We start from the raw sequence: 15,917 nt of genomic DNA, 5'->3' as shown, positions 1-15,917 counted from the left end.
GCGTGTGTCGCGTGGAGAGTATCAAGGAAGGGTCGAATTCTCTCCCCCGCTTCTTCTCTGGTTTTGTTGGAGCCGGTCAATGTCTCTCCCACTCTCCCGCCCGCGGGCCCGCGGGTTCACGCTCATTGAACTGCTGGTGGTGATCGCGATCATCGCGATTCTCATCGGGCTGCTGCTGCCCGCCGTGCAAAAGGTGCGCGAAGCGGCCTCACGCATGAAGTGCCAAAACAACCTCAAACAGCTCGGGCTCGCGCTGCACACGTACCACGACGCCGCCGGGTCGCTGCCTCCCGGCGCCGAGTTCGACGTGTACCCGAAGCCGAACCCGGCCGGGAACACCGCCACGATCAAGGGCACGAGCTGGCTCGTGTACATCCTACCCCAGGTCGAGCAGGGCAACCTGTACAACAGATACAACTTTGCAGAAGCATACAACTCCACAGCCAACGGCCTGCTCGCCGCGAACGTGGTCCCAACGTACTTCTGCCCATCCGGCCCCGACCCCAAGCGGCACCTCGACCCCAACGGGAACCTGACCACCGCGGTCACGACACACTACTACGGCGTCATGGGGCCGGGCTACCCGTCGAACCTGAACCCGGCGAACTTCGTGTACAACGGCACCACAGTGAGCTTCCCGTTCGGCCAAGGCGGGAGCAACGGAGCGTACTCGACTGTGGGAATGTTGTGCCACTTCCAGAACACATCTGGGAGCGTAACCACCAACCGAACCGTCAAACTGACCAGCGTGACCGACGGCACCTCGAACACGCTGATGGTGGGCGAGATTTCGGTCAACATGCCGGGCAACCTGACGTACCACCAGTACCGCAGTTGGACCCGCGGGAACAACGGCGGGAGCGGGTCGTGCAAGAACGTGACCAACGCGATCAACTCGACCGTGTACAACGGCAGCAACAACTTCAACGACATCAGCTTCGGGAGTCAGCACACGGGCGGGGCCAACTTCGCGATGGGCGACGGGAGCGTCCGCTTCATCAACCAGAATACCGACCTGAACCTGCTGAAGGCGCTCGCCACGATCAGTTCCGGCGAGGTGGCCTCGCTCAACTGACCGCCCCGGTCCGGCCGCCCCGCGGGGCGGCCCCTCTCCTTTCACTCTCCCGGAGATCGGCTCACATGGTCGGATCGAGGTTCGTTCGCGCCGCCGGCGGCGCGGTGGCGGCGGTCGCTTGTGCCCTGGCGGTCGGGTGCGGGGGCGACGGCACGCACCGCGTGTCCGGCACGGTGACCTTCAAGGGCCAGCCCGTCCCGGTCGGGAAGATCTACTTCACGCCCGACGCGACCAAGGGCGGCAGCGGCCCGAGCGGGTACGCGGACATCAAGGACGGCAAGTTCGACACGGCGTCCGCCGGCGGGCACGGGGCGCCCGCCGGGGCGGTGGTGATCTCGATCGAGGCGTTCGACCCGAACGCCAAGCCGGACAAGGTGGACAAGTCGGACACGTCGGGCGAAGTGCTCATCAAGTCGCTGTTCCCGCGGTACGAGGTGCAAGCGGACCTGCCCGCTTCGTCCAGCACCAAGGACATCGACGTGCCGGCGGGCGCCGCGACCGCGAAGCCCAAACAGGTCGGTGGACCGCTCGTCAGCCCGTAACACTCCGTCTCACGCCGGGCGCCGGCTCGCGAACGAGTTCGTGGTTCGGTAACCCGCCCGGCAGTTCGCGCAGCCCGACCAGCGCGAAGCCCAGCTTCTGGTAAATCGGAACGTTCGCCTCGGGCATCGTTTCGAGGTACACCGGGACGCCGCTGCGATCCGCGGCGGCGAAGACCGGTGCCAGGACGGCACGTGCCAGCCCCCGGCCCTGTGCGCCGGGGCGCACGCCGAGCAGGTGAACGTACCAGTGCGGGCGGGCGCCCAGGTGCCGTTCGCGGGCCTCATCGAACGCGACCCCGATCCGGATCATTTGCAGGGCCGCCCGGGGGCGCAAATGCACTCCCAGGGAGACGGCTCCGCAACAGACGAACGCCCACGGCGTCGGCCACTCACGCCGCGGCGGGAGCGCGCACACCACCGCGGCGCGGTCGGCGGTGGCGAACGCCCCGCCTTCGACCGCAGCCATCCGGAACAGCAGCCGCGAGTACGTCCACGCCACCCGCCGCCGCCGCTCCGGATCGGGGCACAGTGCTGTGAGCAGGACGTAATCGGCAAACGCGGCGCTCAGGGTCGCCACCGCGGTCCGCTCGTCGCGCCGGGTGAGTTGATCGACGGCGGGTGGACGACTCATATGGTTCCGGGCAACGGAAAACGATCACAGATCCCCGCTCGCGCGGCCACGCGCGACAGCGCCGCGGTTAGAGCGCTGTCACTTCCACCAGGTTGTCGAAGAACGTGGCACCGCCGCCGAAGTCCGTGGTCGCGGTGCTGGTCGTCGTGTTGCAGTTCGCGCCGTCGTCGGTGAACTTGCGCCACCACAGCCCCAGCGACACCACCACCCCCGGCTTCACGCTCTCGCCCACCACCGCCCGCGCCCGGAACCGGCCCCGGTCGTTGAACACCCGGACCATCTGACCGTCCACGATGCCCCGCTTCGCAGCGTCGGCGGGGTTCATTTCGAGCGTGCGCTCCCCGGCCGACTTGCGCAGCGTGTCCACGTTCACGAACGTGGAGTTGAGGAACGACGGGGCCGGCGGGGTGAGCAGTTGCAGCGGGTACCGGGCCGCAAGTTCGGGCCTCGTTTGCGGGTCCTCGTGCGGCGGGGCGTAGTGTGGGAGCGGGTCCCTTCCGGCCCGCGCCTCGCGCTCGGAGTACAGTTCGCACTTGCCCGACGGCGTCGGGAAGTTGCCCTCCGCGAACGGCGCCCAGTTCCGGGGCACGTTCAGGCGCACCGGGCCGGCCTTTGTGGCGTCGAGGGTGATACCCTCAAGTGCGGCACTCACCCCCGCCACGCCCGGGGCCGGCGGCGCGCGCAGGCTCCGCGCGGCGATCGCCTCGTCGCTCTCCTCGAACAGCTCGGGCTCGAACCCCATCGCCCGGGCCAGGAGCCGGAACACCTCGGTGTTCGGCTTCGCCTCGCCCAGCGGGGCGATCGCGGCGTTGTTGGCCTGAACGTACAGGTGCCCGTAGCTGCTGTGGATGTCGAAGTGCTCCAACTGCGTGGTCGCGGGCAGCACGATGTCGGCGTAGTCCGCGGTGTCCGTCTGGAACTGGTCGTGAACGACCGTGAACAGGTCCTCGCGGGCCAGCCCCGAGAGCACCCGCGACTGGTCCGGGTTCACCGCCGCCGGGTTGGAGTTGTACACGTACAGCGCGCGCACCGGCGGCCACTTCTCCCCGCCCGCGGACGGAACGGGTAGTTCTCCGTGAAGGGCCTCCGCGAGGTTCACCATGTTGATGGTGCGCGTGCCCTTGGGGACCAGATCGGGGCGCGTCAGGTAGTGGTCGTCGAACGGGTACGCCTTGCTGGTGCTGAGCAGCGCGCCGGCGCCCGGGTGGCGCCAGTCGCCCGTCAGCGCAGGCAGACACACGATGGTGCGGACGGCCATTCCGCCGCCGCCGTGCCGCTGCAACCCGTAGTTCACCCGGATCAGGGCCGGGCCGCCGAACAGCTCCCGCGCCCGGGCGTACTCGCGCGCGAACGTCTCGATCTCCGGCACCGGCAGGCCGGTGATGTGCGACACCCGCTCGGGGGCGTACTCGCGGAGCACCCGCTCGCGCAGCTCGGCCGCGCCGACGCAGTAGCGGCTCAGGTAGTCGTCGTCCTGCCAGTTCTCGCGGAAGATGACGTGCATCACCCCGAGCGCGAGCGCCCCGTCGGTCCCGGGCCGGACCGCGATCCACTGGTCGGACTTCGCCGCGGTCGGCGAGCGGTACGGGTCGATGGTGACGATCTTCGCGCCGAGCTTGCGGGCCGCCAGTTGCACCTTCCAGAAGTGCAGGTTGGTGACCAGCGTGTTCGAGCCCCAGTTCACGATGTACCGGGCGTTGACCGCCGCTTCCGGGTCGGTCACCGCCCGGGTGCCGAGCGTCACGTCGCACCCGGCCGCGCCGGCGGTGGCGCAGATGGTGCGGTCGAGCAGGCTGGCCCCGAGCCGGTTGAAGAACCGCCGGTCCAGGCTCGCGTACATCAGCTTGCCCATCGTGCCGGCGTAGCTGTACGGCAGGATCGCTTGCGGGCCGTCTGCGGACGCCGCGATCTCCTTGAACTTCGCGGCGATGGTCGCGATCGCCTCGTCCCAGGAGGTGCGCGTGAACTTCCCCTCGCCCTTTTTCCCGACGCGCTTCATCGGGTGCAGGAGCCGGTCCGGGTGGTACACCCGTTCGAGGTAGTTCGACACCTTCTGACACAGCGCGCCGCGGGTGAACGGGTGCTCCTTGTCGCCGCGCAGCTCGACCGCGCGGCCGGTGGCGGTGTCCACGGTGACGACCATCCCGCAGGTGTCCGGGCAGTCGTGCGGGCAAACGGCCTTCACGGTGCGGACCTGATCGAGGGCACGCCGGGCGCTCATGAACCGGGTTCCTGTGTTGGCGCGCCAGCGACCGATGGGCTCGGAGGCCGGTACGGCGGATGAGGATTTTACTCTAGCCGTCCCGTGAACCGGCGCCTACCCACACCGAGATGAGCGGCGGCAGGGCGACGGTCTGCGGGCGGAAAAGGCTCGCGCGTGCGACCACGGCCGCCCCACCCGTACCAACCGGTCGCACCGGAGCGCATAGCACAGCGCCCTTCAATGCTAACCGCAGGCAAGCGCGGTACCGACGAAGAGCGGCGCGGTGCGGCACAGCGAATTACGTCCGCAACCGGCCGACCGGGTATGATAGCTGGAGCACCGCACGGGCGCGTTCGACTCAATCGGCACGACCGCTTCGGTCGCGACGGCCGGAACTTTGGCCACGGCGGAATTCGTGTTAAAAACAGAACTGCTCCCTTGCTCAGCGCAACCGGGCTGAGCAGATTAGTTCGCATGACCCCATCGGGCGTGCTCGTGGCGCCCGCTCTCCGGGCCGAAGGACAGCACCAATGCCGGCTCCCGCCACCGTCCCTGACTTTCTGGAGTTGGTCCGCAAGGGCGGGCTGGTTCCGGACAAGAAGCTCGACGAGTTGCTCGGACGGTACCGCGCCACCGGCACCCCCCCGACCGTGGACCAGGCCGCCGGCGTGCTGGTCCACAACGGGCTGCTCACCTTCTTCCAGGCCAAACAGCTCAAGCTCGGGCGGTACAAGCGGTTCACCATCGGCTCGAAGTACCGGCTCCTCGAGCTGATCGGGGCCGGCGGCATGGGCGCCGTGTACCTGTGCGAGCACACCCTCATGCGGCGGCTGGTGGCGCTCAAGGTGCTGCCGGTCGAGAAGCTCGACGACCCCTCCAACCTGGACCGGTTCTACCGCGAGGCCCGGGCCGTTGCGGCGCTGGACCACCCGAACATCGTCCGCGCCTACGACATCGACCAGTACGAGAAGCTCCACTTCCTGGTCATGGAGTACGTGGACGGGGCCAGCCTCCAGGAGATCGCCGCCCGGTACGCGATGGACAAGCGGCCGTTCGACCCGCTGCGGGCCGCCCACTACGTCGCGCAGGCGGCGGTCGGGATGCAGCACGCGCACGAACTCGGCATGGTCCACCGCGACATCAAGCCCGGGAACCTGCTCCTCGACCGCACCGGCGTCATCAAGGTGCTCGACATGGGGCTGGCGCGGTTCTTCAACAAGCAGCAGGACAGCGTCACCGAGAAGTACGACGAGAAGTGCGTGCTCGGCACCGCCGACTACCTGGCGCCGGAGCAGGCGGTGACCAACGTCGTGGACGTGCGGGCGGACATCTACTCCCTGGGCGGCACGCTGTACTTCCTGCTCACCGGCCAGACCCCGTTCCCGGACGGCACCATCGCCGCGAAGCTGGTGGCCCACCAGACGCGCGAGCCGAGGCCGGTCGAGGAGTTCCGCAGCGACGTGCCCGCCGGCGTCCTCGCGGTCCTGCGGAAGATGATGGCGAAGGACCCGGCGGAGCGGTACCAGGAGCCGATCGAGGTGGCCGAGGCGCTGGCCGAGTGGGCGGAGGCGCCGATCGGCCCGCCGCCGGAGCGCGAGATGCCGGTCCTGTGCCCGCAGGTGCGCGCGCTGGCGGCCCCCCCGAGCACGTCCGGGACCGGGGCGAACCTGCCGCTGGCCCGGGCGCTGTTCGGCCCCGGGCGCGGGGTGTTCGCCCGGACGGGCGGCAGCTCCATCGACATCCCCCGGGTGCGGCCCGGCGACGGCACGAGCGCCGCGGCGTTCCCGATCGCGCCCCCGTCGGCCGCGGCCGCCCCCAAGTACAAGTCGGGGCCCGACACGCCGGTCAACGGCCCGGTTTCGACCGGGCGGGCCGCCGCGTCTCCGACGACACCGATCCCGCCCCGGGCGAAAGCGGGCGCCGGTGCGGCCCGGACGCGCCCGGCGCCCGTCGGGCCTCTGCCCTTGGTCACCGGAAAGGGCCGGACGTGGTTGGTTGTGGCCCTGGCCCTGCTCCTAGCCGGGGTGTTCGTCGGCGGGCTCGTTGTGGCGTACCAGATCGGCAAGGGGTCGAAGGGCTCGGGCCGCCCGCCCACCGCCGCGCGTCCCGTGTAACCCCACCTCCCCCGTCACGCCTCCGGGCGTGCGCCTCCGAACTCGGGAATCCACAACCCCTGAGTTCTGCCGTACACTATACTTGCGGCCGGCCGCGCGCCGGTTCGCACCGGGCGCCGGAACGCCATGCGACCCGCCCGTCGCGCAGCGGAGATCTCCATGCCCGCCCCCACGACCGCGGACGAGATGCTGGAACTGGTCCGGAAGAGCAACCTCGTCGACGAGGCCAAGCTCCGGAACCACGTCCAGAAGCTGCGCGACGCCGGGGGGCTCCCCGCCGACCCGACCAAGCTGGCCCAACTGCTCGTCCGCGACGGCGTGCTCACGTACTTCCAGGCCGAGCAACTGCTCCAGGGCAAGTACAAGCGGTTCAACCTGGGCAAGTACAAGGTGCTGGAGAAGCTCGGCAGCGGCGGCATGGGGACGGTGTTCCTGTGCGAGCACAAGCTCATGCGCCGCCGGGTCGCGGTGAAGGTGCTCCCGCTCCCGCGGGCCGAGGACCGCGCCAGCCTCGACCGGTTCTACCGGGAGGCGAAGGCCGCCGCCGCGGTGGACCACCCGAACGTCGTCCGCGCCTACGACATCGATCAGGACGACAACCTGCACTTCCTCGTCATGGAGTGGGTGGACGGGGTGAACCTGCAGGACCTCGTCAAGAAGTTCGGGCCGCTCGACATCACCCGCGCGTGCCACTACATTTACGGCGCCGCCGTGGGCCTCCAGCACGCCCACGAGATGGGGCTGATCCACCGCGACGTCAAGCCCGGCAACATCCTCGTGGACCGGTCGGGCGTGGTGAAGCTGCTGGACCTGGGGCTGGCCCGGCTGACGCACGACACCGAAGACAACCTGACCCGCCAGAACGACGAAAACGTGCTCGGCACCGCGGACTACCTCGCCCCCGAGCAGGCGATGGACAGCCACACGGTGGACATCCGGGCCGACATCTACTCGCTGGGGGCGACGTTCTACTACCTGCTCGGCGGCACCCCGCCGTTCCCCGAAGGGTCGGTCGCGCAGAAGCTGATCTGGCACCAGACGCGCGTCCCGCGGGCGATCAAGGCGCTCCGGGCCGAGTTGCCCAACGAGCTGGTCGCCGTGATCGAGAAGATGATGGCGAAGGACCCGGCCCGGCGGTACCAGATCCCCGCCGAAGTCACGGCGGCGCTGGCGGAGTGGGTGGCGACGCCGATCCCGCCGCCGGCCGAGCGCGAGATGCCGGTGCTGTCCCCGGCGGTGATCGGCAGCGGTCGCGGGTCGGGGCCGCCCTCACTGGTGTCCGGAACCGCGACCGCCACCGGGCACGCCCGCCCGCACACGCTCTCGACCGCCGCAACGGTCGTCACCGCCGGCGCTACGCCGCCCCCCGCGGCCGCAGGTACGCCGGCCGTGTGGGCGAACCTCGATACCGGTGACAAAGACAAGGGCGCGGCGCGCCCGGAGGCGCTGCCGCTACCGCCCGAGGATGAGGAGGAACGCCCGTCGCGCGTCCGCACGCGCACGCCGCCGCCCTCGCGTCGGGGCGGCGGCGGCGTGGTCAAGGCGGTTGTGCTGCTGGTCGCCGCCGTCCTGGTGGTCGCCGCGGCCGGCGCCGGCGCGTACTTCGCGTTCTTCGCCGGCAAGACGGCCTCGACCGCCCCGTCGCCCCCTCCCCCCACGAGCCGCCGCGTCATTGTTTCGAAGGGCGGGGGCGAGAACGCGGTCGGGTCGCTCCGCGAGGCGATCGCCAAAGTCGGCCCGGGCGACACCATCGTCATCACCGAGCCCCGGCTCAGCGAACCGACCATTCGGCTCGACAAGCACAAGCACAAGGACGTGACCATCGAATCCGGCCTGCCGGACGGTCGGCTCGCGGTGATCGAGCCCCTCGCGAAAGGCGGGCTGATGTTCGACACGGGCGGGGCGGAGGGGCTGAGGCTGCGCAACCTCGAGTTCGACGGAAAGGGCCAAGCCGAGATCGGGGTCCAGTTGAGCGGGAACGCCCCCGGCACGCTACTCGATAACGTGACCGTGCGGAACGTGGTCAAGACCGGCGTCCACCTGTGGAACGTTGCGGGCGACCGCGACCGCCCGGTGGTGCTGGACCGGTTACGGGTCGCCCTCCCCGCGACGGGCGAGACCGGCCTGCTCTCCCTCGCCACGGGCGGCCTGGACAACAAGTTCGTCACCGTCCGGAACTGTCGGTTCGAGGGGCCGGGACGGTCCGGGGTGCTGTTCGACGGTCCCGCGATCGATTTCGAGGTGTCGAACTGCCGGTTCTACCACCTGACGGCCGCCGGAGTGTCGCTCGCCCGTCCGGGCGGGCGCCCGATGCGCTGCACGTTCACCAACAACACGTTCTACCAGATGCCGATCGGGTTCCACTTCGACGGCCCGGCGAATGAACTCGGCACCGGGCACACCTACAAGATCGCGCTAAACTACTTCGCGAAGACCGACGAACTGTTGAAGGCCCCGGCGGCGGTTCCGGGGTTGGCCGCGGCGAACAACCTTTGCGACCCGTCGTGCGGCCCGGGCACCGCGCTTGCCGCGACAAAGATCGAGGCCCCGCGGTTACCGGACCCGAACCCGAACGACGACGCCGCGTTCCTCCGGTTCCCGGTGAACCCACCGACCGCCGAAGGAAGCCGCGTCGGCGCGAACTGATCCGCACAAACACCGATCTGGAAATCGGTGTCACTTCGCGGCAGGCACGTCGCGGCCCATTGTGCGCAGCAACAACTTCATGTCGTCCCAGGTCTCGCGTTTCAGCCTCCCGGTCCCGTCCGCATCAATGTCGTTCGGGTGGTGCGTGCAGATCAGCGGAACCCCGCGGTACTGGTGAACCTGGCCGCGGAGCGCGCCGAGCGCGGTCGCGCTGACCTTGCCGCTGAGCAGCCGCGACGCCGTAAGCCCCAGTGCGACGAGGTACTTCGGCCGCACGAGTTCGAACTGCCGGCGGAAGATGTCGCGACAGTTGCCGCACTCGGCCATCGTCGGGGGGCGGGTCCGCGGCGGCCGGCACTTGATGATGTTGAGCAGGTACTCCTGCGCCGACGGCAACTGGCACGCAGCGATGATGCGCCGCAGCAGTTGCCCGCCCTTACCGACAAAGGGCTCGCCCTGCGCGTCTTCTTCGTAACCGGGGGCCTCGCCCACAAAAGCCACCTCCGGGTCGAGCGGCCCGGTGCCGAACACGGCCCGCAGCCGGGTGGAGAACAGCTCGCTGCACTTGTCACAGTTGCTCACCTCGGCCGCGAGCGTGGCGAGCGCACGGCGGCGCGTCTCCAGCGGGTCTTCGGCCGGCGCTACCTCTTCCGCCGGAACGACTTCCGCGCGCGGGGCCGGGCGGGCGATGACGAGCGGCTCGCCGCGGGGCGCGAACAGCACGCCGGCGGCACCGAGCGAGTGCAGGTGCGCCCGCAGTTGCTGAACCAAATCGATCGGCCCGTCGGACATCGCCCCTCCTCGCGTGTGCTCCACTCCAACAGTATCGGAAGCGCCCGCCGGCCAGCAATGTCAGGCACCCGGGCGCGACCGGGCGCCGAGTAGGCGTTGCGGCCGCGCCGGCGGCGCGGGTATGCTGATCGGTACGCCGCTCTGGGGAAGAGCCAACCGAGGTCCCGTTATGCACCCCCTCCCACCGTCCCGCTCCCGCCCCGCCCCAGGGGCCAGGGGCGCCTCTCGCGCCGCGCTGGCTTTGCTCGCGGCCCTCATGTTCGGCGCGCTCGCCGCCGCGCAACCGCCCAAGGAGCCGGACAAGAAGGAGCCCGAGAAAAAAGAGCCGGAGAAGAAGGAGCCGACCAAGGCGCCCGAACCGCGGTGGCCGACCGAGATCAACGGCAAAGACATCAAAGCCGTGATGAAGGACATGGAGGACCCGGACCCGACGGCCCGCGAGTTCGCGGCCAAGATGCTGCCCGGGTTCGGCCCGCCCGCGCAGAAGGGGGAGGTCAGCAAGCTGTTGCTCCGGCGCATGGTGGCCGAAAAGGACCCGGGGGTGCGGTTCGCGGTGTGGGGGGCGGTCGGCGAGATCGCGTTCGATTCGGAGGCGGACAACAAGGAAGCGATCCGCATCCTGGCTCAGATCATCGACACCGCGCAGAGCGGCGGCCCGTCGCGGTATCAGGCGGTGCAGACGGTCACGCGGTTCGGGTACAAAGGCGAGCCCGCCGTCACGGCTCTCACCGGCACCGCGATGACCGACGTGTCCTACGAAACCCGCCGGGTGATCGCGCACTCGTTGGGCCGGGTCGGCGGCAACGAATCGACCGGCCCGAACATGAAGGCTCTCACCGCCCTCGCCGACCGGCTCGCCCGGGACGAGAGCGCCGCGGTCCGCATGGAAGCCCTTCAGTCGCTCCTGTACCTCGGGCCGCCGTGGGCGGAGGTGAAGAAGCCGGGCGACAAAACGCCCCCCGCCATCAAAACGGAGTCGGCGGGGGTCATCATCAAGTCCATGAAGGCCCGGGTCGGCGACCCGAAGCACAAGGTGGTCGGGTTGGAGAAGGACCGTCAGGTCGAGATCTGGGCGCGGCTGGTGCTGATGCGGTTCGACCCGAAAGAGGTCAACGATGAGAACCTGGAGGCGTTCGCCAAGCACCTCACCAACCCGGACGTTGGGGTGCGGGTGCAGGCGCTCCAGGCGATCGCGATCATGGGCGAGGCCGGCGCGCGGAAGCTCGAGGCGGTGGCGGGGCTCCTGCGGGAAAAGGACCAGCCGCTGCAACTCACGATCGCGGCCGTGCAGGTGCTGGAGGCGATGGGCGGCGGGGCGAAAGGCGCCCTCCCGGAGCTGCGCAAATTCGTCACCGAAACCAAGAAAGAGGGCGAGAAGATCGGCGGGTCGAAGCCGGCCGAAAAGCTCACCGCCGAGGAGCTTCAGAACAAGAAGAACAACGAGGCGCTGATCACACTGGTCGAGAAGGCCATCAAGAGCATTGAGGAAGCGAAAGGCACAACGACCTTCCAGCCGGACCCGCCGAAGAAGTAGGGTGTAGGGGCTGAAACCCGAACGGGCGCGACATCTTCGGTCGCGAGCGACAACGGCGGTGGCGCCCGACGGGCTGCCCGACAGTTTGTTTGCGCTCGCGCCCCCGTAGTTTCGATTAAGAACCGCCCCGGCTCCTCACCCCTCGCCCCTTACTTTTCATTCCCCGCTCCCCGTTCTTCGCTCCTCACTTCTCATTCCTCCGCTCTTCACTCCTCCGGTTACGTTCGGGTGCTTGAATCGGGCGCGGCCGCGGGGATAATTGCGGGTGAGCCCGTTCCACGAGGTTCCCGACATGGCCGGTGGTTTTCGCTGCTCGTCCGGCCACGTCTGGTACCCGCCGGGCGGGACCGCGAGCGTGTGCCCGGTGTGCGGCGGCACCGCCGTTCTGCTCACGGCCGACGAGCCGTCCGTACTCGTACTCGCCGGCGAGGGGGGCCAAGCCCCGCGGCCCGCGCAGGATCACAACGAGCCGACGGTCACGTTCGTCCACGCGGGCGGTGCAGACACCCCGGACCCGTCCTTCGGCTCGCTCGCCGGGCTCGTGCCGCCCGCGCCCGGCCCGGACACGGGCACCGTATCGGGCCCGCCGAGCAGCGTGGTCCCGTTCGGCCACGCCGACACCGTCGATTTCACCCCGCCGCAGGTTCCCGGGTACGAGATCCTGCACGAGGTCGGGCGCGGCGGCATGGGCGTGGTGTACAAGGCCCGCCAGTTGAACCTGAACCGCGTGGTCGCGCTCAAGATGATCCTCTCCGGCGCGCACGCCGGGGCGACCGAGCGCGAGCGGTTCCGGCGCGAGGCGGAGTCGGTGGCCGCGCTGCAGCACTCGCACATCGTCCAGATCTTCGACATCGGCGAGGCGAACGGGCACCCGTATCTTGCGCTGGAGTTCGTCGACGGCGGGAGCCTCGCCCAGAGCCTCAGCGGCACCCCGTGGGAGGGCCGGCGCGCCGCCGAACTCGTCGAACTGCTCGCGCGGGCGGTCCAGTTCGCCCACGCCGCCGGGATCGTTCACCGCGACCTGAAGCCGGGCAACATCTTGCTGACGCAAGACGCGGGGCCGGCGGACGACGAGAACCGGGCCGAGGGCCGCACCGCGGGGAACTCGGCCCCGCCCCGCCCCTGCGACTGGCGGCCCAAGGTGACCGACTTCGGGCTGGCCAAGCGGCTCGACGAGACGCAGGCGGACGGCGGCGGCACCCGCACCGGGGCGGTGATGGGCACGCCGAGCTACATCGCCCCCGAGCAGGCCGGCGGCAAGAGCCGGGACGTGGGGCCGCCGGCCGACGTGTACGCGCTCGGCGCGATCCTGTACGAACTGCTCACCGGGCGGCCCCCGTTCCGCGGCGAGACCCCGCTCGACACCGTTTTGCAGGTGCTCCACGACGACCCGGTGCAGCCCAAGCGGCTGCACGCGCCGGTCCCGCGCGACCTCGAAACCATCTGCCTCAAGTGCCTCTCGAAGCAGCCGGCGCGCCGGTACGCCAGCGCCGCCGACCTGGCCGCCGACCTGCGCCGCTTCCTGGACGGCGAGCCGATCCGGGCGCGCCCGCTGTCGGCGTGGGGGCGGGGGGTGAAGTGGGCGGGGCGGCACCCGTCGCTGGCGGTGCTGCTCGCGACCACCGCGGTCGCGGCGGTCGCGCTGGTGGCGGTGCTGTCGGTGGCGTACGTGCGGGTCCGGGACGCCAAGGACGCCAAGGAACACGAGGCGCGGGCCGCGCAGGACGAGCGGCTGCGCGCGGAGGCCGAGAAGTGGCGGGCCGAGGAGCTGGCCGCGAAGAACGAGGAGCAGCGGAACCGGGCGGTCGCCCAGGCCGAGGAGCTGAAGCTGGAGACCCAGCGCACCCGCCGCGCCGCGTACGCCCTCCAGCTCGCGCAGGTGGCGATCCTGTGCGAGCGCGACCCGTTCCGCGCGGCCGCCCTGCTCGAGGACGAGTCCCGGTGCCCGACGGACCTGCGCGACTTCGCGTGGGCGTACCTGCGGCGGCTGTGCCAGCGCGACGACCGGGCGTACCTGGACCACCGCCCCGACGACCCGTTGCGGGCCGTCGCGTACGCTCCGGACGGCGCGCTCGTCGCCACCGCCGGCGACGCCGGCTCGGTTCGCGTGTGGGACCCGCGCCACGGGCACACGTGGGTCACGTTCAGCGGGCACGAGGGCGCCGTCCACGGGCTCGCGTTCAGCCCGGACGGCACCACGCTGGCGTCCGCGGGCGCGGACGGCACCGTGCGGCTCTGGCTCTTGCCGCTGGACGTGATCGCGACCGCCAAGAGGGTCGCCGGCGTGTTCCCCAACTGGGTGCCGCCGCTGGCGAACCGGTTCGTCGGGGTGCCGGAGTTGCAGGCCGCAATGGTGCTCCAGGCGGGTCCGAAGGGCGTGAACTGCGTCGCGTTCGCTCCCGACGGGCGGACGCTGGTGAGCGGCGGCGACGACGGGTCCCTGCGGTGGTGGGACCTGTCCGGGTGGCGCCCCGCGGTGTCCGACCTCGCGGCCCTCGGCGGCGCCGGCGCGCGGGCCGTGGCGCTGGCCCGCGCCGCCGCCGCGCCGGACGCCCGCCCGGTGTGGGAGCAGAAGAAGCTGGGCGCGCACGCCGGGGGCGTGCTCTGCGTCGCGTTCTCGCGGAACGGCAGCTACCTCGTCTCCGGCGGCGCCGATCACCTCGCCCGGGTGCTCTCCGCCGACGGCACCAAATCGGTCCGCACGCTGCCCGCCCACGCCGACGCGGTCCGCGCGGTGGCCGTGTCGCCGGACGGGCGGACGGTCGCGACCGTGAACAACGGGCTGTCGCCGCACGTCCGGCTGTTCGACACGCAGACCTGGCGCGACCGCCGGCTGTTCGGCCACACCGCGACCATCTACGCGCTGGCGTTCAGCGACGACGGGCGGCAGCTCGCGAGTTCCGGGTTCGACAAGACGGTGCGGCTGTGGGACGCGGAGGACGGGCGCGAGCGCGGCCAGCTCGTCGGGCACTCGCAGCAGATCAACGCGGTGGCGTTCAGCCCGGACCGGCGCACGGTCGTTTCGGCCGGTATGGACGGGGCGGCGGTGGTGTGGCAGACCGGCACCCGCGCCCACGAACCGGACGACGTGCTGCGGCTGGCCCGCGACGCGAGCGGGAAGCCGGCCCAGGCCCTGACCGCGTTCGCACTGAACCGCACGGGTTCGGCGCTGGTGTCGGTCGACGACCTCGGGCGGGTGCGAATGGGCGCGGTCGATTACGCCCCGCCCGGCCGCCCGCCCGCTCCCGCAGGGCCACTGTGGCTGACGCCGCTCCCGTACTGGTCGGGGCCGGCCCGCCCGACGGCCCGCGCCGCAACGGCGTCGGCCGACGGACGCACCTTCGCGGTGGCCACGAAGGACGAGCTGCTCGTCTGGCAGCCTCCGCCGCCCGGACCGCGCCCGGCGCGGGGCGGCATCCTCCCGGTGGCCGTGCGGACCGCGCACCCCGTTCACACCCTCGGCATCGACCCGACCGGGCGCTGGCTCGTCACGCTCGACCCCACCGGGGTGCGGAAGTACGACCTGCGCGTGCTCCGCACCGCGAGCAGCCGCCCCGGCGCCCTTCCGGGCGGAGACCTGGTGATGCCCGCGACGGACGCACGGGAGCTCGCGTTCCATCCGTCGCGGGAGTGGTTAGCGGTCGGTGTGGGGGGCGGGGTGCGAGTGGTCACGCTCGGCGGCGCGATCCTCGCCGACCAGCCGTCGGCTCACGGCGCGGCCCGGGTCGAGGCGCTCGGTTTCGACTCATCCGGCACCCGGCTCGCGACCGGCGATTCTGCCGGTCTCATTCGGCTGTGGGAAGTGGACGATGGCGGGCGGCTCGCGGCCGACCGGTACCTGACCGGGCACGGCGGGGCGGTTCACGCGCTGGCGTTCAACCCGAACGGCCGGACGCTGGCGTCGGGCAGCGACGACCGCACGGTGATCCTGTGGGACCCGGTCGCGGGCCGCGAGCGGCTGGCGCTCACGGGGCACGCGGACCGTGTGCTGGAGGTGGCGTTCACCGCGGACGGCGGCGCGCTCGTCAGCGTGAGCCGCGACGGGGCCGTGAAGCGGTGGCGCGCCGACGTGCGATCCGCCGCGCCGAACCTGGCCCTGCCCCCGGCGCTACCACAAATGTGACTTACGCGTTTACAGAGTCCGCGCCGGGCGTTTTTTACGCGCCTCGGGCTTACGAATAGTGAACCCCACACCACTCTCCCAACTCTAACCATACGGAAGGTGCCTCCTGATAAAATTTATCAGGAGGACTTGACGTGGCGTTCCGTCGAGCCGATACTTCCCATGCACTTACGGGCAGGTGCCGTAACCAACCGGCTGGTAACTTTGAATTGACCTGCTTCGGACAGGGTTCGGTTACGCCGAGCTTTGTGCAAGTA

General features: G+C 70.6%; 9 protein-coding genes. 6 read left to right on the top strand and 3 right to left on the bottom strand.

The window, feature by feature from the left end; all coding sequences use genetic code 11:
* Positions 1–79: 79 nt before the first annotated feature.
* Positions 80–1,075 (top strand): DUF1559 domain-containing protein, encoded by a 996-nt coding sequence (locus GobsT_RS10435; protein ID WP_010039777.1) that lies wholly within the window; start codon positions 80–82, stop codon positions 1,073–1,075.
* 65 nt (positions 1,076–1,140) lie between these two features.
* Positions 1,141–1,617: a hypothetical protein gene (locus GobsT_RS10430; protein ID WP_010039778.1), complete on the top strand. Its 477-nt coding sequence runs from the start codon at positions 1,141–1,143 to the stop codon at positions 1,615–1,617.
* On the opposite strand, the gene GobsT_RS10425 is transcribed toward GobsT_RS10430, so the two are convergent.
* A complete protein-coding gene (locus tag GobsT_RS10425; protein WP_010039779.1) occupies positions 1,607–2,248 on the bottom strand; it encodes a GNAT family N-acetyltransferase in 642 nt (213 codons plus the stop codon). The two genes, GobsT_RS10430 and GobsT_RS10425, sit on opposite strands and share 11 nt — an antisense overlap.
* Positions 2,249–2,315: 67 nt before the next feature.
* Positions 2,316–4,469, bottom strand: a complete 2,154-nt coding sequence (locus tag GobsT_RS10420) for a molybdopterin-containing oxidoreductase family protein (RefSeq protein ID WP_109571162.1) — start codon at positions 4,467–4,469, stop codon at positions 2,316–2,318.
* Positions 4,470–4,981: 512 nt separating this feature from the next.
* Here GobsT_RS10420 and GobsT_RS10415 point away from each other — a divergent pair.
* Both GobsT_RS10415 and GobsT_RS10410 read left to right on the top strand, forming a co-directional pair.
* Positions 4,982–6,565 (top strand): serine/threonine-protein kinase, encoded by a 1,584-nt coding sequence (locus tag GobsT_RS10415; protein WP_010039781.1) that lies wholly within the window; start codon positions 4,982–4,984, stop codon positions 6,563–6,565.
* Between the two features lie 159 nt (positions 6,566–6,724).
* On the top strand, positions 6,725–9,211 hold the full coding sequence (locus tag GobsT_RS10410; protein ID WP_010039782.1) for a serine/threonine protein kinase: 2,487 nt from the start codon (positions 6,725–6,727) through the stop codon (positions 9,209–9,211).
* 30 nt (positions 9,212–9,241) lie between these two features.
* Here GobsT_RS10410 and GobsT_RS10405 read toward each other — a convergent pair whose 3' ends face one another.
* Positions 9,242–10,003 (bottom strand): uracil-DNA glycosylase, encoded by a 762-nt coding sequence (locus tag GobsT_RS10405; protein WP_010039783.1) that lies wholly within the window; start codon positions 10,001–10,003, stop codon positions 9,242–9,244.
* 169 nt (positions 10,004–10,172) lie between these two features.
* Between GobsT_RS10405 and GobsT_RS10400 the strand changes: the two genes are divergently transcribed.
* The gene (locus tag GobsT_RS10400) at positions 10,173–11,537 is read left to right on the top strand and encodes a HEAT repeat domain-containing protein (protein ID WP_148087688.1); all 1,365 of its coding nucleotides are present in this window, start codon (positions 10,173–10,175) and stop codon (positions 11,535–11,537) included.
* Positions 11,538–11,829: 292 nt separating this feature from the next.
* Positions 11,830–15,660, top strand: coding sequence for a protein kinase domain-containing protein (locus tag GobsT_RS10395; RefSeq protein WP_109571163.1), 3,831 nt, complete (start codon positions 11,830–11,832; stop codon positions 15,658–15,660).
* Positions 15,661–15,917: the final 257 nt, after the last annotated feature.

Source organism: Gemmata obscuriglobus (genome assembly GCF_008065095.1).
In the GTDB taxonomy this organism is placed as follows: Bacteria; Planctomycetota; Planctomycetia; order Gemmatales; family Gemmataceae; genus Gemmata; species Gemmata obscuriglobus.
The sequence above is the reverse complement of the archived record's forward strand: the minus strand, read 5'-3'. Positions and strand labels throughout refer to the sequence as shown.

What these genes read in the sequence shown, in the direction of transcription:
- GobsT_RS10435 (WP_010039777.1), top strand. Translation starts at nt 80, where the DNA reads ATGTCTCTCCCACTCTCCCGCCCGCGGGCCCGCGGGTTCACGCTCATT.
- GobsT_RS10430 (WP_010039778.1), top strand. Translation starts at nt 1,141, where the DNA reads ATGGTCGGATCGAGGTTCGTTCGCGCCGCCGGCGGCGCGGTGGCGGCG.
- GobsT_RS10425 (WP_010039779.1), bottom strand. Translation starts at nt 2,248, where the DNA reads ATGAGTCGTCCACCCGCCGTCGATCAACTCACCCGGCGCGACGAGCGG.
- GobsT_RS10420 (WP_109571162.1), bottom strand. Translation starts at nt 4,469, where the DNA reads ATGAGCGCCCGGCGTGCCCTCGATCAGGTCCGCACCGTGAAGGCCGTT.
- GobsT_RS10415 (WP_010039781.1), top strand. Translation starts at nt 4,982, where the DNA reads ATGCCGGCTCCCGCCACCGTCCCTGACTTTCTGGAGTTGGTCCGCAAG.
- GobsT_RS10410 (WP_010039782.1), top strand. Translation starts at nt 6,725, where the DNA reads ATGCCCGCCCCCACGACCGCGGACGAGATGCTGGAACTGGTCCGGAAG.
- GobsT_RS10405 (WP_010039783.1), bottom strand. Translation starts at nt 10,003, where the DNA reads ATGTCCGACGGGCCGATCGATTTGGTTCAGCAACTGCGGGCGCACCTG.
- GobsT_RS10400 (WP_148087688.1), top strand. Translation starts at nt 10,173, where the DNA reads ATGCACCCCCTCCCACCGTCCCGCTCCCGCCCCGCCCCAGGGGCCAGG.
- GobsT_RS10395 (WP_109571163.1), top strand. Translation starts at nt 11,830, where the DNA reads ATGGCCGGTGGTTTTCGCTGCTCGTCCGGCCACGTCTGGTACCCGCCG.